At 40.6% G+C, this 21,409-nt stretch carries 17 protein-coding genes and 1 pseudogene; 8 read left to right on the top strand and 10 right to left on the bottom strand.

Annotated elements, in window-relative coordinates:
- The first annotated feature begins 42 nt into the window (after positions 1–42).
- Positions 43–1,470, top strand: coding sequence for a glycogen synthase (locus K9M07_00415; protein MCF7851685.1), 1,428 nt, complete (start codon positions 43–45; stop codon positions 1,468–1,470).
- Between the two features lie 8 nt (positions 1,471–1,478).
- Here the strand turns inward: K9M07_00415 and K9M07_00410 are convergent, their stop codons facing one another.
- On the bottom strand, positions 1,479–2,069 hold the full coding sequence (locus tag K9M07_00410; GenBank protein MCF7851684.1) for a CDP-alcohol phosphatidyltransferase family protein: 591 nt from the start codon (positions 2,067–2,069) through the stop codon (positions 1,479–1,481).
- Positions 2,070–2,397: 328 nt separating this feature from the next.
- Between K9M07_00410 and glyS the strand changes: the two genes are divergently transcribed.
- The 3 genes and pseudogenes from glyS to K9M07_00395 all read left to right on the top strand — a co-directional run bounded on the left by glyS (position 2,398) and on the right by K9M07_00395 (position 6,287).
- A complete protein-coding gene (glyS, locus tag K9M07_00405) occupies positions 2,398–5,418 on the top strand; it encodes a glycine--tRNA ligase subunit beta (protein MCF7851683.1) in 3,021 nt (1,006 codons plus the stop codon).
- 70 nt (positions 5,419–5,488) lie between these two features.
- A pseudogene (locus K9M07_00400) lies at positions 5,489–5,707 on the top strand (transposase).
- A gap of 187 nt (positions 5,708–5,894) precedes the next feature.
- Positions 5,895–6,287 carry a hypothetical protein gene (locus K9M07_00395; GenBank protein ID MCF7851682.1) on the top strand — a complete coding sequence of 131 codons (393 nt, stop codon included), beginning with the start codon at positions 5,895–5,897 and terminating at the stop codon, positions 6,285–6,287.
- A 234-nt stretch (positions 6,288–6,521) separates the two neighbouring features.
- Here the strand turns inward: K9M07_00395 and K9M07_00390 are convergent, their stop codons facing one another.
- From K9M07_00390 to dnaG, 4 genes are all read right to left on the bottom strand, one after another.
- Entirely contained in the window at positions 6,522–8,915 is a 2,394-nt protein-coding gene (locus K9M07_00390; GenBank protein MCF7851681.1) for a DUF4116 domain-containing protein, read from the bottom strand.
- Positions 8,916–8,979: 64 nt separating this feature from the next.
- Complete coding sequence (locus tag K9M07_00385) at positions 8,980–10,443, bottom strand: hypothetical protein (GenBank protein MCF7851680.1); 1,464 nt, start codon at positions 10,441–10,443, stop codon at positions 8,980–8,982.
- Between the two features lie 101 nt (positions 10,444–10,544).
- On the bottom strand, positions 10,545–11,069 hold the full coding sequence (locus tag K9M07_00380) for a hypothetical protein (protein ID MCF7851679.1): 525 nt from the start codon (positions 11,067–11,069) through the stop codon (positions 10,545–10,547).
- A gap of 17 nt (positions 11,070–11,086) precedes the next feature.
- The gene (gene dnaG / locus K9M07_00375; GenBank protein MCF7851678.1) at positions 11,087–12,859 is read right to left on the bottom strand and encodes a DNA primase; all 1,773 of its coding nucleotides are present in this window, start codon (positions 12,857–12,859) and stop codon (positions 11,087–11,089) included.
- Between the two features lie 278 nt (positions 12,860–13,137).
- Here dnaG and K9M07_00370 point away from each other — a divergent pair, with 278 nt between their 5' ends.
- From K9M07_00370 to uvrC, 3 genes are read left to right on the top strand one after another with little or no spacing between them, the layout of a single operon-like run.
- A complete protein-coding gene (locus tag K9M07_00370) occupies positions 13,138–13,662 on the top strand; it encodes a hypothetical protein (GenBank protein MCF7851677.1) in 525 nt (174 codons plus the stop codon).
- Positions 13,649–16,261 (top strand): DNA mismatch repair protein MutS, encoded by a 2,613-nt coding sequence (gene mutS, locus K9M07_00365; GenBank protein MCF7851676.1) that lies wholly within the window; start codon positions 13,649–13,651, stop codon positions 16,259–16,261. Before K9M07_00370 ends, mutS begins: the two co-directional genes overlap by 14 nt.
- Before the next feature lie 14 nt (positions 16,262–16,275).
- Entirely contained in the window at positions 16,276–18,105 is a 1,830-nt protein-coding gene (gene uvrC / locus K9M07_00360) for an excinuclease ABC subunit UvrC (protein MCF7851675.1), read from the top strand.
- On the opposite strand, the gene K9M07_00355 is transcribed toward uvrC, so the two are convergent.
- Both K9M07_00355 and K9M07_00350 read right to left on the bottom strand, forming a co-directional pair.
- Positions 18,102–18,602 carry a hypothetical protein gene (locus K9M07_00355; protein ID MCF7851674.1) on the bottom strand — a complete coding sequence of 167 codons (501 nt, stop codon included), beginning with the start codon at positions 18,600–18,602 and terminating at the stop codon, positions 18,102–18,104. The two genes, uvrC and K9M07_00355, sit on opposite strands and share 4 nt — an antisense overlap.
- Before the next feature lie 23 nt (positions 18,603–18,625).
- Positions 18,626–19,147, bottom strand: a complete 522-nt coding sequence (locus K9M07_00350; protein ID MCF7851673.1) for an Asp23/Gls24 family envelope stress response protein — start codon at positions 19,145–19,147, stop codon at positions 18,626–18,628.
- Between the two features lie 131 nt (positions 19,148–19,278).
- On the opposite strand from K9M07_00350, the gene K9M07_00345 reads away from it, so the two are divergent.
- A complete protein-coding gene (locus tag K9M07_00345) occupies positions 19,279–19,701 on the top strand; it encodes a GYF domain-containing protein (protein ID MCF7851672.1) in 423 nt (140 codons plus the stop codon).
- Positions 19,702–19,790: 89 nt separating this feature from the next.
- Here the strand turns inward: K9M07_00345 and rpsN are convergent, their stop codons facing one another.
- The 3 genes from rpsN to K9M07_00330 all read right to left on the bottom strand — a co-directional run bounded on the left by rpsN (position 19,791) and on the right by K9M07_00330 (position 21,246).
- The gene (gene rpsN / locus K9M07_00340) at positions 19,791–20,096 is read right to left on the bottom strand and encodes a 30S ribosomal protein S14 (GenBank protein MCF7851671.1); all 306 of its coding nucleotides are present in this window, start codon (positions 20,094–20,096) and stop codon (positions 19,791–19,793) included.
- Between the two features lie 14 nt (positions 20,097–20,110).
- Positions 20,111–20,248: a 50S ribosomal protein L36 gene (gene rpmJ, locus K9M07_00335; GenBank protein MCF7851670.1), complete on the bottom strand. Its 138-nt coding sequence runs from the start codon at positions 20,246–20,248 to the stop codon at positions 20,111–20,113.
- 173 nt (positions 20,249–20,421) lie between these two features.
- Positions 20,422–21,246: a glycosyltransferase gene (locus tag K9M07_00330; protein ID MCF7851669.1), complete on the bottom strand. Its 825-nt coding sequence runs from the start codon at positions 21,244–21,246 to the stop codon at positions 20,422–20,424.
- Positions 21,247–21,409 lie beyond the last annotated feature (163 nt).

Below are 21,409 nucleotides of genomic sequence, written 5' to 3'. Positions count from 1 at the left end.
TGGCCTCCGTTGACCGGGGGCTGCTAATCAATAGGAGGCTTTTTGAAAATCGTTCATATTTCAACTGAATTCACTCCGATTGCAAAAGTAGGCGGACTAGCTGACGTTGTTTACGGCCTCTCAAAAAAACAACATGACTTAGGCCATTCAGTTGAAGTGGTCCTACCGAAATATTCTTTTATACAACATCCGTTTGATTATGAAAAATCAAAGACCTTTTCATTTCACATTTGGAATCAAAAATATACGCTGATTGCGCACGTTCTCTATGTCAATGATATTAAGCTCACCTTATTGGAATGCTCTCATCCCAAAAAATATTTCCAACAAGATTCCCCTTACTCAAATGATGATTCACATGAGATCTCTAACTTTCTTTTTTTTAGTCGAGCAGCCATCGAATACCTCAATCATTTCAATCAAGATTGTTTTATCCATGTACATGATTGGCCAACGGCCATTATTCCTCTCATAATAAAAAAACAATACCATCAACTAAATACGCGTATAACCGGTTCTCTTTTAACGATTCACAACCTCCAATTTCAGGGCCATTGCTCATGGCACCATTTAAACGCCATCGGCTTTGATCCAACGCCCGATATGAACATGAACGATCCTCGTGACAACCATCGCTATAATCTACTCAAAAGCGGCATATTATACGCGGATCACTTTACAACTGTCTCTCCCACATATGCCAAAGAAATTCAAACCCATGATCATGGCTGGTGGCTTCAAGATATCATTAAAGAGCATTCCTATAAATTAAGCGGGATATTAAATGGCATTGATGTTGACCTATGGAATCCTTCCACTGATACCGCCCTTGAGCGCAATTATAGCGCGCAAGCCCCCATCATTGAGGTCATGCAAGCCAAGCATCACAATAAGCGCCACTTGCAACAACAAGTAGGACTCCCTCACTCCAACCGCCCATTGATCATTTCAATTACACGCCTTGCATCTCAAAAGGCCCCCCATCTCATTCTACAGGCAATGAAAAAAGCAATCTCATTTGATATGCAATACCTATTAATTGGCGGGATCACAAGTGAACCCTTCACACATCTTTTTGATGAAGTGAAACACCATCCTAATATTCATATTGAATACGGCTTTAACGATGAACTGGCAAGACTGAGTTATGCCGGAGCAGATGCAATCATGATCCCCTCATATTTTGAGCCCTGTGGGCTGACACAATTAATTGGAATGCGGTATGGCACCATTCCCATTGTCAGAAGAACAGGAGGGCTCAATGATACCGTTATCGATAATGAAACGGGATTTATTTTTAATGACCCCAATGAATTTGCCATTGATTATATTATGACACGAGTTGATGCCTGCTTCGGGAAAACCCCTGAACATTGGCAAAAAATGATGTATCGCGGAATGCATATCGATGTCAGCTGGGAAAAGCCTGCTCGAGAATACTTGGAACTCTATCAAAAAATAGCTCATTGAACAAGTTCTTAAGCTTTTTTCCAAGCTTTGCCAATGAATTGACGATTAGCAATGACATATTCAATCCCGGAAATCATTGTATAAAATGCCGTGATTAACACGATATAAAAGCTTACCTGACGGAAATCGGCGAGCTTCATTAGCCCATGGGAATACGGAATCATCATACCAACGATTGCAAAAATGGCAACGGCTTGCACAACCGCCTTAAATTTTCCGGTAACACGCGCTGCCAAAGCATGTCCCCGAAGGGCACAGACAATGCGCAGGGCAGAGATAAGCCCATCTCGATACACAAAGACTAAAACAAGTAGAAGGGGAAGCTGTACAACCCCTTGAGTGAAAGCCAGTAAAAACGAGACTCGCACCAAGCTATCTGCGATAGGGTCTAAAATTTTACCGAGATCCGTCACTTCATTTGCATGACGAGCCGCAACCCCATCAAAAATATCTGACAATTCACAAACAGACAGTAAACCCAATAAAATATAAGGCAACGTCGCAAAATCAATTCCCAAATTTTTATAGTAGAGGTAAACCACTAAAAAAATAGGGCTAATGATCAATCGAAATAATGTGAGAAAAAGAGCTAACCGCACTCATCAACTCCTATGTGCTTCCAAAGAAGCAGTATACCTCATTCAAATATTTATAAAAACCCCAATTTCAAATCAAGCCCTCTAATTGGAGGGATTTTCTTGAGAAATATCTCAATCAGCGATAAATTATTATACTGAGGGTGATTCAAGAGTTGGAGTTTTTAGAAGCCGGTGCACCGATGGTCGATCAGGCCGAAGGCCCCTTTACCGAACCGATGCGCTATTGACAATAGGCAGAGGTGAGGTAAATCGATCAAGCGGGGATGCCGGCGACAAAAAAAACAACTCTTGAATCACGAGCAGTATACATTAAAAGGGATTCAGATACATGCTAACATTTCAAGAAATGATTTTAAAGCTCATTGATTTTTGGTCAAAAGAGGGATGCATCGTTCATCAACCCCATGACATTGAGACAGGGGCCGGAACCTTTAATCCCGCAACCTTTTTAAAAGTATTAGGACCTGAGCCCTATTCATGCGTTTATGTCGAGCCCTCTAAACGACCTCAGGATGGTCGATATGGCGACAATCCCAACCGGACACAGCTCTTCCACCAGCTACAAGTCGTGATAAAACCCTCCCCATCCGATATTCAACAAAAGTATTTACGCTCCTTAGAAGCAGTAGGATTTGATCTATCAAAGCATGATGTGCGTTTTGTCCACGATGATTGGGAGTCACCGACCTTAGGGGCTTGGGGACTTGGATGGGAAGTATGGATTGATGGAATGGAGATCACACAATTCACCTACTTTCAATCTGTTGCAGGAATTGCTCTCAATCCCGTTTCCGTTGAAATCACTTATGGACTTGAGCGCCTTAGCATGCTTTTGCAGAAAAAAACCAATTTCTTTGATATGCAATACAACCACATGCTGACTTATGGAGACGTATTTCATCGCAATGAAGTTGAATTTAGCACCTATAATTTTGAGCAAGCAACTGTTGATATGTGGCAGAAGCATTTTGAAGATTTTGAAAAAGAGGCGCAGCATCTACTTCAACACGATCTTCCTCTTCCTGCCTATGATTTTGTGATCAAGGCATCTCATGCTTTTAACATGCTCGAAGCCAGAGGAGCTATTTCAACAACAGAAAGAATGCGCCTTATTTTGCGCATACGTCATTTGGCAAAACAAGTCGCCGAAAAATATATCGCAACAAGAGCTAATCAAGGCTTTCCCCTTCTCAAATATCTGGAAAAACACCCTCTTCCCCAAGAAGCGCCATTCCAATCCCCAACAGATTTTGACCCGCAGCAAAAAGACGACTTTCTTTTAGAAATCGGATCGGAACAATTACCGGCCGGCTATGTCCTGCCCGGCGCCGAAATGCTCGAAAACAAAGTTAAAAAACTGTTAAAAGATTATAAACTCAACTTTGAATCAACGGCCACTTACGCTACACCTCAAAGACTTGCCGTTATGGTCAAAGGATTACGCCGAGGATTACCCGAAGAGACGACCACGCGAAAAGGCCCTCCCCTTCAAACGGCTTTTGACTCAACCGGAGCATTAACTTCCCAGGGAGAAGGTTTTTTTAAAGCCCTTGCTATTGATGATCTCACATTGGCCGGCATTCGAGAGGGAAAACATCCCAATGTCTCAATTGAAATCTTAAAAGGGATCGAATATCTCTTCGTTACGACAACATCGGCAAAACGCTCTACAATTGACATCCTCCACACTGAACTTCCTCAGCTTATTCAATCGATGGTTTTTGATAAAAATATGCATTGGGGCCAATTTGATATCTCTTATGCACGCCCGATCAAATGGATTTTAGCGCTCTTTGGGACTGACGTCATTCCATTCAGGGTCAATGACATCAAATCAGGTTCGCGCTCCTATGGGCATGCACAGAGAGCTTCTAACTCAATTGACATCCATCATCCAAGCGATTACCTTGTCAAACTGCAAAAAAACTTTGTTCTTGCCGATATTGAAGAGAGAAAAAATTATATTCTAGCCCAATTACATGAGATTGAAAAAGAAACAAAGACAAAAGCCGTCGATCTTAACCGCGTGATGAAGGAAGTTTTATATTTAACGGAATGGCCTGAATTGACCTACGCTTCTTTTGATGAGAAGTTCTTAATCGCTCCAAAAGAACTTTTAGTCTCGGAAATGATCGAGCACCAACGCTATTTCCCTCTACAAGATAAAGACGGACATCTCAAAAATATCTTTGTGATTACGGCAGATAATAAAGTGAACGATGAAGTGCGCAGTAATAATCAAAAAGTCATATCGGCGCGCTTATCCGATGGCGTTTTCCTCTATCAAGTCGATCTCAAGTCCAAGCTTGAAGATTTCAATGAAAAACTTAAAAAAGTGACTTTCCAGCAAGAGCTTGGATCCATTTACGATAAAATGTTGCGCGTTAAAAAAACGGCCCTTTTACTCAGCGAACACCTGGGCATTGGCGACCCGGCACTCATTGTCAGAGCGGCAACCCTTTGCAAAGCGGATCTTGCAACAGAACTTGTCGCTGAATTTCCTGAGCTTCAAGGAATTGTCGGACACCATTATGCACTTCAACAGGGTGAAAATCCCGAAGTAGCTAAGGCAATTGAAGAACATTGGCACCCCAACTCAGAACAAGGCCCTTTGCCGGAAACGACAACAGGATCGCTTCTTGCACTCAGCGATAAAATAGATAATTTGCTCGGTTATTTCAGCGTTGGCCTCAAACCCTCTTCTTCTTCGGATCCTTATGCCCTAAGAAGACAAACACTTGGAATTATTAAAATCCTGATTAAACACAAATGGTCTTTAAACCTACAGTCCGTTTTCAATGAGGCTTATCAGTTTTTACATCCCAACACCTCAGGTGAAGCCATTATTAAAGAAATCCTTGCTTTCTTTAAAAATCGAGCTAAAACTATCTTTGAGGATTATCAACTCGAAAGCGATTTGATCGAAGCGTCCTTATCTAAAACATTTAATAACCCTTATGATGAGTTTTGTAAATTAGAGGCTCTTCATGCCTTTAAACACACTCAAAGCTTCACACCGCTTTTAGAGGTTTATAAAAGAGCCAAAGGCCAGATTGATAAACAATCTCAAATGACTTTGGATCCCCTCTCCTTAAAAGAGCACTCGGAAATTGAGCTGCACCACATATTGCAAAACTTGAAAGAGGCTTTTTTGACTTCGCACGAGGAGCGCAATTATGAAGCGTATTTTGAGCTCTTATCGCAACTGCAACAACCGCTAGCGAATCTCTTTGATCAAGTGAAAATCCTATCGGATAATGAGCAGGAAAAAACGAATCGGATCGCCCTTCTACAAGAAGTCTTTGGCTATTTCGCTGCTATAATGGATTTCAGCAAAGTCAAGAGCTAGCGCTTTGTCACGAGACAAAAAAATAAGTTGATCTGCTATCTTGTTCACCTAAATCTAAGGCGAGGTATGCATATGGAAGCTCATAGACGATACGAATATATCTGACCGAGTTTGGGACTTGCTCGAACCACATTTACCCGGGCGAAAGGGTGTTTGGGGTGGTATTGCTTGAGATAACCAACAATTTATCAATGCTGTCTTTTGGATACTACGCACTGGAGCTCCATGACAGAACCTACCTCCTGATTATGGAGGATGGAGCAATACACATCGTCGTTTTAGCAGATATTAAATTGAAGCGTTGCTCGTGTTTTTTCTAATGTAATAGATTTATTTTGAGTAGAATTAAAAAAAATACTATATAAAGCCTCTAATAAATAGAAAACTATTTATTATATTTTATAATAAATTAAATATTGAAATAATGCTAGTAATAGTTTAAAATATATGAAAAGCATTAAAAAATGAGGTTTATTATGGGGTTTGGTATAACTATTGATTCATCACAAATAGCTAATGCAGCAAAATCTGCCGCTTGTGTTGTTGGCTCTGCTGTAGTAGGGCACGTAGCAAGTCAAGTCGCTATACTTGGATGGGAAACGTTATCTATTATTGGCCAAGCAGCTCTTACGGGCGGACACATTGGAGGGAACGCCTTCTTATTAAGCAATATTATTTCTTTAGGGGGCATTGCTCTACTCACTCCGATTGCTGCTATCACATTGACTAACTTGGCTCTTCGGTATATTCATCCTGAAGCCTCATCAACAGTTAAAAATGCATGTCACATGGCAACTCTTTTGGGAAGTGGGAAAGTTCTTGTACTAGCTTTTAATATCCCTGCATATATCAATATGATTGGCGCATAGTAGACGGGGGTTTATCCCGCAAAATCCGGTCTTTTATAGTTGGGATATAAGGTATAAAATGAGATTTTGTTTTTTTAAGATGCAGAATCTCATTTTCTCTATTGATTTCTAGATAGTGTAGTCACGAGACAAAAAATAAGATGTCTTTTGGATACTACGCACTGGAGCCCCATGACAGAACCTGCCTCCTGATTATGGAGGATGGAGCAATACACATCGTCGTTTCAAATAGTATTATTTAACTGCAACTTCCTCTGCATAAATAGAGTAAGTGCCGTTCGAGATGCCGACTCCGCCATCTTCATACTCATAGGGGGCCCTATTTCCATGAGATGTGAGAACCTCTCCTCCTCTCCCCTCATATAATTTGGACCCCATGGCCTTAGCTTTCTCTTTAAGGACCTCTTGAAACGCTTTTCTAATCGCCGGATCGTCTGCCGGATAGACCCGCTCCAAATAGAGTGCCGGCCTTTTGCGATGGTCAATGAGGAGTTTTACAATTGCCCTTGCTTTAAGTTTTCCGTTTAAATCCTTCAAAGCAAGCATACGAATCTTCCCATCGAGGCAATACCCCATTAAGCACTTGTTTAACCCGGGATCTCCATCAATGCGTTGACAACTCCCTTGCACAAGCGTCCCCGATAAGAATAAGTCCTGTGGATCATCCGTATCCTTTATCCTCCCTTGAATGGCGCTCTTATCTGTCAATACGCGCTTTAAAGCGATCACGTCGTTTTTAAACTCACAGCTACCCGGCAACTCTTTTTCTAGCTCATCCAAAAGCTTGAGCCTTTCTTCATCGCTTAAGCCCAACTCTTTATAGAGCTTGCTGACAGCTTGCTCGGCCAAAGTCAGATCTTCTAGTGCCTCTGTTAAAACCTCGCTGCGAAGTATTTCGCCCCCATGCTTATCTATCACCAACTTGGTCATTAAATAGGCTTGAAGATTAATAGCGCCCTCTTTTGTTATCCGAACCTCACGAGTAGAAGCGCTTTCCCATATGCTTTTTTGATCAACGCTTAAAACTCCTGCATGGGAATTGTGTGCATTTCGAAATCCAATAAATGTCCCTTCCAAGACTTGTCCTATAAATATTCGGATCGCCTCTTTCATGCTCGGATCGTGGTAATGCAGTGCAGAATAGGTCAAAATCGCTTCAGGAACCGGTGAGGCTAAAAATGTTTCTGCAAACTTGCCCGATAGATCCTCAATTCCTTCATCGATCAATCCTTCTTTTTTTAGATCCACAATAACGATATCGAGTAAAGCTCGTGATTCATAAGCCTCAATCGATTCTAAAGCATCCGGCTTGATTGCTGCTATAGCAGTTATGAGCTTAACGCGTTTTAACCCTTCCTTTTTTAAATCACCAATTAAGCAATGATCTATGATTGCCTCAATCTGAGACGTCGGGAGTCTTTCTTGCGCTTGATCAAGTGACATGATCAGCTGCAACAGAGCTTGTAGCTTTAGGTCATGTTTCCATACTCCATGTTTTGCTCGGATTCTCGTTGCAAAATCGCTTAATTTTTCTGCGCTGATAGGCAAAGAGTGCAAGGCTAATATAGGCAAAAAAGTCGCAGGGTGTAACGAGGCCCCTGAGAAGCTCCCTATATTTGTGATGCATTCTCTTAATTTATCTTTCTGCTTTAAATCAAAAATAACTCTAAATAGAAACCTGACAATCTCTAAATTTTTATATTTTAACATTACATCTGTCAATTTGGCTTCAAATCGGGAGGCATCATCGGATGTCATCTCTGAAATAGCAGATCGAACGGTATCATCCAAAAACCTATTGAAGAGTTTGTATCGGTCCTCTTCAGATAGATTGAGAGAACCCATTGCTCTCAACACCCCAAGCGGAAACTCGTTAACATAATGAATAAGAGTCTCCGGAGTAAATAAACTCAATTGCCCTCTAGTAATAGCATTTATCGCAGCTTTATTAGCCTGCAGAGCCTCAAGCAAAAATCTGAGATCTCTTTTCAACGCTTCAGATGCATATTCTAATGCTCTCCCATTCTGCGTAACTACAGCTAATACAACAGCCCTATCCTCATTAAAACAGTCGAGCTCATTCCCTAATACCGTCTGCCAAAACACATCCTCCGATGATATCCACCTATGTCCCCCAATTCCAACTGCTGCAATCCTTATAACATCCTTATTCCCTCTCAACTCTTCAGATGCATAGGCTAATGCCCAGCCATCTTGCTTTACAGCAGCTAATACAATTTCCTTATCTGATTGAAACCCCTTTGGAAGGCTATAAAGAGAAAATCGATGAGAAAGCAGTGCAGCTTTTTTTTCCTGATAATCTCCTAATATCGGAGCGATGCGATCTACGGTAATGGTAACGGGCACAGTTGGAGTCGCTTCTGCGCTAAATAAAGAAGTAAAAAGTTCTGTTATTTTAGAGGTAGAGGCTATTGAGACTGAAAATTTTTCTCTGAACAGCTCTTTATCGAGATAAGCCGGTTCGCCACTAACATCAATGCGGATGTATTTGTGTAAGTCACCGGATGCAACATCTGATGAACTCATTTTGACTTCAGCAATCATCCGGCTATCTTTATAAAACTGAAGCGACTGATGGTCAGGCGAAAACCGGGGCTCTACAGACATCATTTCTTCTTTACTTGTCTATGTTTTATGTGTCTGTTAAATCGATTCATCCAAAACAATCCGCTTATGCGTAGGACCAATAACTTCGGGATATCAAAGATGTCGAGCTATAGAGCTCAGTAGAAGGCTCATCACAGCCATTTCGGGTCATAGGGTGGTGGTGAGATAGTCCACGATGAGCGATTGTGACATGGGGAATATCATTGACTTCAGTCAGCGACAGCTTATCCATCAAAATACGTTGTATGCAGTTCGTAATGCGAGAGGCATTTTCTATTGAACCAAACACTCGGATGCAATGGCGACAGCTTGAATATTTAGAGATCATATTGATATGTACGATATGGCGCTTTCCTAATGATGTCCCCCCGATCGTTTTTGGCACAAAACGATGAATATTCTCTTCCAACCACATCAAACAGGCTCTTTCAGAATGGTAATCTATAACCGGTATTGGAGCATCTGATCGGGCTACCGAATACATTATTTCAGGATCCACTCCGATGAGGCGATCATCCTCCGCATGAATGCGATGATCAGCACTGACAAATGTTTTATCAATCATTTCTTCACTTAAAACATGTAGCTTGACCTCTTCACTCAATTCAAACAAGACAACTTGACAAATCGTAAAACATTTTTTTTGATATTTTGGATCGAACTCGGAAATACGCGATTCTAATACTTTAGCGTCTAATAAAGTTGTCAAAGGGGGATTGATTTTTAGTTGTGCAAAAATGATGGGGATAAATGCTTTTGACCCCGGCGATGAGCGCGCGATAAATCCCTGCAAACGCAATTCTTGCCTTTGAACTGTATTGGGAATCTCCCTCGCTGCAATACTACTACTCGGAGAAGGCCCTGCAGTCGGGGACAAAAGCGATTCGGGAGTCGTAGGAAGTGCTGATGAAGGCGAACGAGCTTTAGCATCAGGCGAATGGAAAGAGCGCGTCTTCCTATGACGCCTTGAATGCGACTCCGGTGTCTTAGGAACATCTCTTGATGAGGCACTATCCTCAGCAGCGCGATACGTGCGATGGCGCGGCGGAGAAGACAAAAATAGAGGAGACATCGGAGAAAAAGGATCTTCTTCATCGGCATGCGTTGCTTGGATCGCGCGAATCGGAGGGGAGTCAAAAGAAAATCCGTTAGATATTTTATCTCTTGTTGAAGACATCTCATCCGATGCCGAAGCACACGACGCCGTACGACCTCTTAAGCCCCGGGGCAATGAGTCGGGGCTTGGAAAACCTCTTACGACACCCGTTTCTAAAATACCGGATGAGGAGGCCGGACATGCAAAACCATCGCTATCATTTGTCCCTTCAGCCGTATTGATCTCAGGCAAAGGGGGAAAAACTAATCGAAAGCGACGAGAGGGACAATCCTTATCCTCAAAAGGATCGCACGAAGGAGCGACACGCGATCGTTTTTGCCGATCCGGGCTGCCTGTAGCGATTTCCGGAGCACTCCCTCTTGACGAAGGAAACGGAGAACTAAAAGGAGATTGAGATGATATCGAAGCCATTTTCTTTTAAAACCGAAGCTCAAGATCGTAATAAAAAAATCAAAAATTTCTAGAAAATAATAGCAAATTGATTGTTTAAACTGAATTTTTAAAATTATTAATTACAAAAACAAGTCATAAAGATAGACCGTACTTGAAAAGAGATCATCGACTTGCTTGGAGTTAGCCGCTCTTAAATGATCAATAGCAAAGACATGACTCACGCACAATAGAGGACCTCTCCCCTCCTTAAGCCATTTGGAATATATTTGCTGCATTCCATTTCTGTATTGATAAGTCACAAGGCACTCAATCTCAGAAAAATGCAGACTCCAAAAATTTTTATATAGGATACTCAGATTAGGAGGTCTTACATAAAAAGCCCGGATTTTGGATACAAGATAAGGAATCCAAGAGTTTTCAATTCCAACAATGTGTTTTTCAGGAAAAGCGCGGGCGAGATCAATGGATAAATGCCCCCACCCACTACCCAATTCATGGATAATCTTCACCTGAGAAAATGAGCTTGACTCATTTAGCATTTCAATCATCGCCTGTCTCGCTCTTTTAGAAGAGGGCATTGGTGAAATGCCGTTATAGAGTGTAAAGATAACAATTGAAAGGGCTGCCCCCAAAAGGGGGATCAAAATTATTGCCGCACTTATCATACCGCAATGGCCGGAGGGGACTTTTTAAGCGCATCAAATTCTTTAATGAGATCAGTCACTTCCTCAGGGGAGTGCCCCCCATTTTGGATTTTTATTTTGATCTCTTCACACCTTTGCATCCAATTGCGCTCGTGAATTTTAAGAAGCGTCTCTTTGACAGCAGTTTCTGCCCGATCTAGATTGACTTTTTTTTGTAAGATTTCAGCTAGAAACAATTGGTGTTCGGCATTGGTCAGCGAAGCGGCAATCGCAATTAAGTTGAGGTTTTGCTCTTTTTGATAATGTTTAGAAAAAATCTCTAATAGATCTCGACAGATGGGCACAAGAAAATCTTCATGTTGGATGTTTTTTTGAATCCACTCCATAATAGGGTGATTGATTTGATCGACTAAGAGCATCCAACGCAGAAGATCCATTTCTAAGACTTTATTAGGATCGATATCAATTTGAGAAAGGGAGACATTTCTAGGAACAAATTCTTTGATCTGTTTGAATTGTGGGACAACAACTGATTCGGGGACTTGAACAAGTGCAGCGAGCCGCTTTAATCCCTCATGCACCATGAGGGGGTGTTCCCATTCATGGATCGCTTTGACAACGGTGCGCACAATTTCATTCTTCCCGGCAGGGGTTAACATATTGCCCTTTTTAGAGGTAAATGCGACTAAAAAGGGTAAATATTCTTCAGCAGACTCAATTTTTTGCATCATGCCGGGAACCCCCTGTTCGGATAAGATCGTATCCGGATCCTCCCCTTCAGCAAACCGAATCACATCGACTTCAATTGCTTGTTTTTGAAAGAGTTGCCCTACTTTAACAGCGGCTTCCTGCCCCGCATTATCCCCATCAAATGCGATATAGACCTTTTTCACGCCCAGTTTAATCAGCTCTTTAACATGCGTTTCGCCAAAGGCAGTCCCTTGACTTGCCACTGTGAAATCAAAGCCCTCTTCTATTAAGCGCAGTGCATCAATTTGCCCTTCGACGATCAATGCTCGATATTCTTTAGCAATTCTTTTGCGCGAATAATACATCCCAAATAGATAATGAGATTTTTTAAAGAGGAGCGTCTCGGGAGAGTTGATATATTTTGGACCAAAAACCCCCTCATCCATTTTGCGACATGAAAATCCCACAACATTTTTAAACATATCGTGCATGGGAATGGCGACACGCGAAGTGAAAAAGGCTCGATAACGCTGATTGTGCTTTTTAACAAGGCCCACTTCTTCTAAATCTTCAAGGGAATACCCCTTTTTCTTCATCATATTGATAAATACATGATCGTCTTTAGGCGCATATCCAAACTGAAACACTTTAATGAACTTGAGATCAAGCCCCCTTTCATATAAATAATTTAAAGCATGATGCCCTTCATCGGAATAGAGAAGATAAAAGTGATAAAACCGCGCTGCATCATTCATGATGTCTTTGAGCTTTGAAACCGTGGCTTGCTTCTTTTGCTCTTGGATATCCGATTCTTGCAGAGCAACGCCGAACTTTTCTGCGAGAGTTTTCACCGCCTCAGCAAAACTCATTTTCATGTAGTTCATTAAAAAGGCAATCGCATCTCCATGAGCGCCACAACCAAAGCAGTGGTAATGATGATCCCCTTTCTGCAATAAAAAAGAGGGCGATTTTTCATTGTGAAAAGGGCAAAGCCCTTTATAATAAGCACCGGATCGTTGCAATTTGACATACGAGGAGACAACTTCGATTAAGTCGACCTTTGAACGTAACTCCTCTAAACTTTCTCTAGTATATCCCATAGCACTCAAATGATATATTTTAAATAGTCGTCATCTCGACTTTGTACATTTTTCGGCGCGATTTTCACAATCTTTTGATATCCAATCGGTTACTAATTCCTGTAATGGCGTATTCAAGGCGATTGCAGGAATTAGTAACCGATTGTATGTCAAAATCTTGCAAAACTTGCGTCCGAAAATTGTACAAAGTCGAGATCATATCAAAATGGGGAATTGCTCTAAAGTTACAAATGCGATAACATTGCATTTTATAAACCTAATTTTTTTCATATTTGATTATGAAACAAGATCATTCAGTTCCAAAAGGATTTCAAAAAAAAGTCTACACGAAGCTCAGTGCATCCAAAATTACCGACCAAGTTTCAAGTTCTATTTCGCAAATCGGAGCCTCAAAGGGGACTAAAATTGTAGCTACATCCGTAAATAATAATTTGCGAGAGGGCTTTAAAAAAATGTTCCTTCCCCTTCTGATTGATATTTTTGAATTAAGACAGGCGACGCAAAATTTTAAAAACCGGATGTTTTCTGAAGAATTGATTGAAACGTCAATTGCCGATCAGCCTCCGGAGCAAATTTTAGAAAAGCTAGAAGAAATCCAGATGCAAATCCAAGAAGCTCAAAACTGGTGCGAGGGAGTGGTTGTTCAGATTTCTAAAGGTATTCACGAAGCAAAAGTCCTTTTAGAAGAGATTGAACATCTCAATAGAGACGAAAGAAAAAAAGCAAAAAAGACCAAGACATTTTTAAAATCCATCATTAATTTATTCAATAAAACAGCGGATGATTCCAATGACGGCCATTAAAACGACACCGATGATGGCACAATGGCAAGAGTGCAAACAGAAAGCCAAAGGAGCTCTTCTTTTATTTCGCTTAGGGGATTTTTATGAAGCCTTTTATGATGATGCCACCCGTTTATCCGATCTTCTCGATATCACTTTAACTAAACGACAAGATATTCCGATGGCAGGAATCCCGGCCCACACCATCGAGCAATATCTCGAACGCCTCATTGCTAAAAAAATGGTCGTTGCCATTGCAGAACAAGTGGAAGATCCCAAGGTTGCTAAGGGGATCGTTCGTCGAGAGATCACACAAATTGTTTCTCCGGCTACTTATATTCCCACCCATATAGCGCCCCACATTCAAAACAATTTTTTTGCCTCCATTGCAGAGGTCAATGCGACACTCGGATTATCCCTGATCGACCTCTCAACGGCGGAACTCGCCACAATGCAACTCGATAATTTTGATCAACTCTATGATGAGCTCATCAAAAAAAAACCTAAAGAGCTTTTAATCTCTGAAAAATTTGCTAAGAATCACGGTGATTTGATTGCTCAAATTGAAAAAGCGCTCGATATCCGGATCGCTCTTTGTGAAAATCACGCCTTTAATCTCGAGCAATCCCTTCACCGTTTGACAAAGCACTTTAAGACTCAGAACTTAGATGGTTTCGGCTTAAGAGGACTCACAGCAGCTATTTGTAGCTTGGGAGCTCTTTTTTCCTATATCAGGGATGAACTCAATTTGTCTCTTGATTCGATGACAACGGTTGCGCTCCTCTCGCTCAATCACACCATGAATGTCGACCATACGACGCTCAGACATCTCGAAATTATCGAATCCGAACATAAAGACTCCCACAACACGCTTCTTGACTTGCTCGATCAAACACAGACGGCGATGGGGGCTCGCCTTTTTCGCTCATGGATAACGCATCCGCTCATTCGCATTGAATCGATCACTAAACGCCAACAAGCCATTCAAGAGCTTCTCGACCACCCTTCTCTTCTCTATGATCTAAAACGAGCACTTCATTCTATTAAAGATTTACAACGCCTTACAATCAAAATCGAATCAAAGACAATCCACCCCAAAGAGCTCACCGCATACCAAAGTTCACTGCAAATCATTCCCCTGATTAAAGAGCTCATTCAAACTTTACAATCCCCTTTGATTGGGCAAATTGATCAATCCCTTTGCAATACCGATACCATGACGCAATTGGTGAAAGCTGCAATTAGTGATGACCCACCTGTTAAATTAAATCAGGGTGGGGCAATCCGAGATGGCTACCACCCCCCCTTAGATGAATTGAGATCATTAAAAAAAAGTGCTCAAACGTATCTCTCAAATTATCAAATCCGCCTACGCGAAGAGTTGGATATTAAAACATTGCGGGTTAGTTTTAATCGGGCCTTCGGGTATTACATTGAGGTGAGTAAAGCGCAGTCTCTGCGCATGCCAAACACCTTTGAAAAACGCCAAACCCTTGTGAATGCCGAACGCTTTATTTCTCAAGAACTCAAAGAATTCGAATCTAAAATCCTCAATGCCGAATCACAAATTGAGCTCTTAGAAGAAACGCTCTATTCCTCCCTACTCGACACGCTTAAAAAGCATACTCAAGACATTACGGCCATTTCTAAGGGAATTGCACGGCTAGATTGCCTCCTTTCGCTGGCACTTGTTGCCCGAGAACACCGCTATACATGCCCTATCGTTGATCACTCATCCATTCTTAAAATTGTAGACGGTCGCCATCCTGTCATTGAAAAAACACTGAAGGACGATTCCTTTATTCCCAATGACACCGATCTCAATGAATCCGAAAAGATGATGATGATTACAGGCCCCAATATGGCGGGTAAATCAACCTATATTCGCCAAGTGGCTTTGATCGTGTTGATGGCGCAAATGGGCTCTTTTGTTCCGGCTACACACGCACATATTGGAGTGATTAAACGCCTTTTCACCCGCATTGGCGCAAGTGATGATCTTTCTCGGGGACTTTCAACATTTATGGTTGAAATGGCGGAAACAGCCGGCATTTTAAATCGAAAATGCGAACAATCATTGATTATTCTCGATGAAATTGGCCGAGGGACATCGACATATGATGGCATTGCTATTGCATCTTCTGTAGCGCAATTTCTTATTTCCCCATTGGCTACAGCTCCAAAAACCCTCTTTGCAACCCATTATTTTGAATTGACTGAGCTTGAAAAGGAGTTCAATGGGATAACCAATTATCGCGTTGCCGTGAAAGAAACCGAGAACCAAGTCATCTTTCTAAGAAAAATCATTAAAGGCGCTGCTGATAAAAGCTATGGAATTCACGTGGCTCAACTCGCGGGAGTCCCTCTCATTGTTTTACAAAAAGCAAAGCAACTTCTCCACCATCTCGAAAAAAACCCTAAAAAAGAAGGCCCCGACAAACAAATAGCCCACGATGAAAGCGATGATCAACTCCTTCTTTTCGCCCCTTTGGAATCTTCGCGCAAACGCGCTTTATCCTTACTTGAAGAAATCAAACAACTCGATCTAGATGAAATCTCTCCACGTGAAGCCCATCAATTTTTAATAGACTATCAAACCCAATTAAAAGGCTTCCTCTAATATAAGGTTCATACATGGCCGATTTTAATTGGAAAACAGCCCATTTCCCTAAAGAACCCGGTGTCTATCTCATGCGCAATAAAAAAGGCGCCGTATTATATGTCGGGAAAGCTAAAAATTTAAAGACACGCATCTCGCAATATTTCCAAGAGGGCCGCGATACGCGCCAGATGATCCCCTATCTCATTGCGCAAATTGCCCACATCGAAACAATTATTACTCTATCTGAAAAGGAAGCGCTTCTTTTAGAAAATAGTCTCATCAAACAACATAAGCCTAAATATAATGTCCTTCTAAAAGATGATAAAACTTACATCAGCCTCATGATCAACCCAAATGATCAATGGCCGATGCTCCAAATGCTCCGATTTAAAGGCAAACCTAAAGAAAAGGGGCTTTATTTTGGCCCTTATACCAGCGGATTTGCTGCCAGACAAACGTATGAGACGCTCCTTCGCGCTTTCCCTTTGCGTCAATGCTCCGATCGAGAATTAAAATCGAGAGCGCGCCCTTGCCTTCTCTATGACATGAAGCGCTGTATGGCACCTTGTGTTAATCTATGCACCCACGAAGAATACGCTGAACTCGTGACTCATATCGTCCGTTTTTTAAAAGGCAGTGATCTCTCTCTTGTGAGTGATTTAGAAAAAAAGCGCAAACAATATGCCAATGCCCTTGAATTTGAAAAAGCAGCTCTCATTCACGAACAAATTAAAGCTCTAAAACAGGTCATTGAGCACCATCGCTATACAACGCGGTTTGACATTGATGATACGGATGTCCTTGCTATCGTACGTAAAGAAATGGGAGAAGCTTGCATTGCCAAAATCCTTATTCGATCGGGACGATTTACCGACTCAAGATGCTTTTATATCCCTTCTACACTCCAAACGGATGATGAAGTATTAACCACATTTATTTTGCAACACTATGCAACGCTCACACTCCCCCCACAAATCTTTACCCCCATGCCTCTTCACCATGCCATTGCTGAAATTCTTGAAGAAATGGGACATGAAAAACCCAAGTTAGTGACCCCTCGAAAAGGGGAAAAGAAAAATCTCATTGCAATGGCAGAAAAAAATGCATCTGCCTTTTTAGAAAGTCACACTAAAAAAGAACAAGAAGCACAAGAACTTTTAATGCAACTCCAAGAAGTTTGTCAGCTGAGTCATTTCCCTTCACGCATTGAATGCTTTGACACTTCCCATATGTCAATGGAAAACCCCGTTGCGAGTATGGCCGTCTTTATCAATGGGAAAAAAAGCAAAAACGAGTCCCGCCTCTATAAAATCAAACATGCCGAAAAATCTGAAGATTACTATTCTATGAAGGAAACACTTGAAAGGCGCCTTTCTCGTGGAAAAAAAGAGGATCATCTGCCCAATCTCATTATCTTAGACGGAGGCAAGGGACAACTCAATTTAGCTAAAAAAATACTGAGCGATTTAAATATTGTTGTCTGTGATTTAATTGCTTTTGCTAAAGAAGAAGCGCGCCATGATAAGGGATTATCTGCTGAGCGCATTTTCACAACGCTTCACGACAACCCAATTTCTCTCCCCCTTAAATCCCCTCTTCAATTTTTCCTACAGAACATACGCGATGACGCACATGACATGGCGATCAACTACTACCGAAAACAAAAAAGCAAATCATTAATCTCGAGCTCGCTTGATACTATTGAAGGAATAGGCCCAAAAAAACGAGCCCTTCTCTTAACCCATTTCGGATCTGTGAAAGCAATCCAAAGGGCCTCGCTAGAAGAAATCACACAAGTTAAAGGCATCTCCCAAACAGATGCCAAAAACATCAAAAAAGCCCTCAATATCGTTAGTGATTAATGACCAAGCGTTAGAAGGAACTTTTTCTGATACCCTAAACGCTGCGCTAGGAGCTGTCCCAGCTCTCTTTCAAGTTGGAGAATCATCTGATCATCTTGAAAATCAACATCCTCTAGAGGAGCCACTACTTCAATATGACTATCTGCATGAATAACAATTTGAATCTGTGCTTTGGGATTTTGAAGAGCCTTTCTCCAGTATTCTTGAACATACGATTTGATCAGACTCTCGTCAATTTTGATCTCACAGGCCTTCATCTTTAAGGTGATATAGCTTTTGCGATACAAAAAACTAAAAACGAGTAACAGAAGCAGGCCGTAAACTCCAATAGCTGTCCCAATATAAGTCAAATCATCTGCTCTTTCACTGAGAAACTCATAACAAAAGAATCTCAATTGGGGCGCAAATGAGAGCGCTATGAATAATGCCGACAGACAAAAAGTACTCAATACAACAAACAAGTGCAGCATTGATGATAGGTAATAAGACAACCTCATAAAGAGCTTTCTTCCTAAATAGATTAAAATTCCTCTGAGTATTCGTTAAGGGTCTCTTCACTCACTTCTTTTTCATCTGTTGCATTATCTTTCATCTTTTCTGCAAGAAGATTTTCTAAATCCTCTTCAGGCAGTAGATTCTTAAAGATAATGTGCACACTTGCCACATGCAACCCCGTTAATTTAACGATATCATCAACGAGTTTAGATTGAATTTCCTCTGATTTTTGAGGAATTGAAATTCCATAAGCAATATTAAGCTCGATTTTGAGATTAACCGAATGACTTTTTGAGTCTTGTTCGACATAAATCCCTTTAACGCGCTCGACTCCCTCACGGCCAAGCAAATTATCAAAAAGATTCCCTTCAAGAAGAGAGATCCCTTCAATATTGGAAAGACATTTGATTGTAATTGCCTGAAATACACGCGTCTCAATATCCCGAACAAAAACAGTATCGGCATAATTGAGCTCTTTAGGATCGATCTCCGTAAAACTCATTTGATCTTTCTTAGAAAGTTGTGATAGTTGATCTTCATTTTTCATATATATCCGCCTCATATTTAGAGAGGCTATTATCCTCTCTATTTGACTTTATCAATTATGAAATAAAGTTTCATTTTAGTATAGTGGTATCCTTAACTCACATTTCTCACAAAATTGGGAAGGAGGCTTTTATGATCGCATCACCTTATATTCTAATGCCCTTATTGCTCTTTATCGCCTATCTCACTTCGAGATTTGCAATTAAAAAAAATAGAGACCCCTATTTTTGGTTTGGATTAGGCTTTTTATTCGGTATATTAGCCCCACTCATTTTGACCTTCTTGCCGCGGGTTGTCAAAAAAGAGGATATAATGGATCAAATCCCTTTAGATCTGACGCCAAAATCCCCTGAGCCCCCTTTTCCTCATATGGATTGGTACTATCTCGATCAAAGCCATCAACAAATTGGACCGCTTAGCTTTCAATTATTTAAAGATGCATATGAGGCCGGGCATATTCAAAATGATTCGTATATCTGGAATGACTCAATGACGGAATGGGTTGTCTTATCGACAAAAGAAAATATTTTAGAGACATTAAAACCCGAGCTATAGCTTTATACCGAAAAGCCGACTTCGCTCTAATCTTTGATAAAAAAAAAGCCGATAAAAATATCGGCTTTTTTTGACTCTTAAGCTAATGCCTACCAGCTAGCTTTATACATACCCGGAATCAGTCCGGAATTAGCAAACTCTCTAAAGCAAAGACGTGAGATTTTAAATTTTCTCAAATACCCTCTAGGACGTCCTGTCATCGAACAACGGTTTCTCGCTCTGATTGGAGATGAGTTGCGTGGGAGCTTATTGAGCTTAATCATAGCCTCTTTTTTCTCTTCTTCAGTTGAATAAGGACTGCTAATGATTTTTTTTAGAGCTTGGCGCTTTTCATAATAGCTATTTATGAGTTTCTGACGCTTTTTCTCTTTTTCAAATTGTGATGATCTTGCCATACTTTCCTAAAGTGTTATTTTTTTCTTGCTGGTCCTTTTTGCCTTTGTTTGCGATTAGGGTCTTTTTTGTTAATGACGTAGACTCGTCCACGTCTTCTTACAATTTTATCTCCCTTAAGAGGATCAGCTTTAACAGAAGCTTTAACTCGCATAATTACCTCGTTTTGAGTACTATACACCATTATTTAATATTTATTTCTTTAATCTCTTTCTCTGCTATGGAAAGAATGCTTCAATCAAAGCAAATCATAGATAATGATGTGGATATGTATCATAGTAGAGAAGGGAATAAAAAACAATCCAAGTTTAAAAAAACTCCCTTGAATTACGGGCGGTGTATACCGTTAATGGGCGAATACGGTTTTTTAGATCTAATCTCTAAATCAAGTTTTCTTTGTAATTCCTTCGATTTTTGATGATCGCTGATCGGATTGGCATCATTGTAGATATATAAAACTTGATCAACAAATTGATAATGGTGTTCGGCAGCCATTTCAAGCATCGGAAACATAATCGCTAAATCCCACGACATAGCATAAAAATTTCCTTGATAAAGCAAATCTTCTTTTTTAATTTGCTTAAACAGCCATGATTTAAATGTTTTAAGATGACTTGCTCCATGAGGAAATGATCTAAGCTTTTGCTGTTTCAACCTAGAATAGGGGATTTTCCTGACAAATCCCATACTCCCTGAATTGCGTTCTCGAAATTGCCCAAAAGTGAGCCAAATAGGTCTTCTTGAATAGACCTCTTCGAGCTTTTTCAGAACATAGGGAGAAGAGAGCGCATCATCCCCATCAAGCAATAAAATAACATCGTTATCATCCGTATGGTCGTAGACGGCATGATAAATATTTTCTAAAGCGCCACAATTTTTTGTATTATTAACTAAAGTAATGAGATGTCCTTTAGGATGAGTCTTTTTCAACTCTTCCACAATCTCTTGAGTTCTATCACTTGACGCATCATTAATATAAATAATTTTATAGTTGGCGTGGTTTTGGTTTAAAGCACTCGTCAAATTCCATCGGCAGTATTTCTCATTATTAAATGACGGAATAATAATACTAAACTTTTCATCTGCATTTAAAAACATGAAGATCGGATTAAAGAAGAGCGCAATTAAAAAAAACTTTATAAAATAATTCATAATTTTACTTTTTTTTCATTAAAATTTTTGAGTTTTTGATCTTATGTTTCTTTAAAAATTTTGACAATCTATATTTTATTTATCTCGAGAGTGATTAATCTCTCCCTAGAGAACAAATACTTCGAGGCCTTCAGGCCCAAAATAAGTTACAAAGTCGAGATAA

Source organism: Simkaniaceae bacterium (assembly GCA_021734805.1).
GTDB lineage: Bacteria > Chlamydiota > Chlamydiia > Chlamydiales > JACRBE01 > Amphritriteisimkania.
This window is presented reverse-complemented; position numbering and strand designations above follow the sequence as displayed.

What these genes read in the sequence shown, in the direction of transcription:
- rpsN (MCF7851671.1), bottom strand. Translation starts at nt 20,096, where the DNA reads ATGGCAAGATCATCACAATTTGAAAAAGAGAAAAAGCGTCAGAAACTC.
- glyS (MCF7851683.1), top strand. Translation starts at nt 2,398, where the DNA reads ATGCTAACATTTCAAGAAATGATTTTAAAGCTCATTGATTTTTGGTCA.
- K9M07_00385 (MCF7851680.1), bottom strand. Translation starts at nt 10,443, where the DNA reads ATGGCTTCGATATCATCTCAATCTCCTTTTAGTTCTCCGTTTCCTTCG.
- dnaG (MCF7851678.1), bottom strand. Translation starts at nt 12,859, where the DNA reads ATGGGATATACTAGAGAAAGTTTAGAGGAGTTACGTTCAAAGGTCGAC.
- K9M07_00390 (MCF7851681.1), bottom strand. Translation starts at nt 8,915, where the DNA reads ATGTCTGTAGAGCCCCGGTTTTCGCCTGACCATCAGTCGCTTCAGTTT.
- K9M07_00355 (MCF7851674.1), bottom strand. Translation starts at nt 18,602, where the DNA reads ATGAGGTTGTCTTATTACCTATCATCAATGCTGCACTTGTTTGTTGTA.
- K9M07_00345 (MCF7851672.1), top strand. Translation starts at nt 19,279, where the DNA reads ATGATCGCATCACCTTATATTCTAATGCCCTTATTGCTCTTTATCGCC.
- mutS (MCF7851676.1), top strand. Translation starts at nt 13,649, where the DNA reads ATGACGGCCATTAAAACGACACCGATGATGGCACAATGGCAAGAGTGC.
- K9M07_00370 (MCF7851677.1), top strand. Translation starts at nt 13,138, where the DNA reads ATGAAACAAGATCATTCAGTTCCAAAAGGATTTCAAAAAAAAGTCTAC.
- uvrC (MCF7851675.1), top strand. Translation starts at nt 16,276, where the DNA reads ATGGCCGATTTTAATTGGAAAACAGCCCATTTCCCTAAAGAACCCGGT.
- rpmJ (MCF7851670.1), bottom strand. Translation starts at nt 20,248, where the DNA reads ATGCGAGTTAAAGCTTCTGTTAAAGCTGATCCTCTTAAGGGAGATAAA.
- K9M07_00395 (MCF7851682.1), top strand. Translation starts at nt 5,895, where the DNA reads ATGGGGTTTGGTATAACTATTGATTCATCACAAATAGCTAATGCAGCA.
- K9M07_00330 (MCF7851669.1), bottom strand. Translation starts at nt 21,246, where the DNA reads ATGAATTATTTTATAAAGTTTTTTTTAATTGCGCTCTTCTTTAATCCG.
- K9M07_00350 (MCF7851673.1), bottom strand. Translation starts at nt 19,147, where the DNA reads ATGAAAAATGAAGATCAACTATCACAACTTTCTAAGAAAGATCAAATG.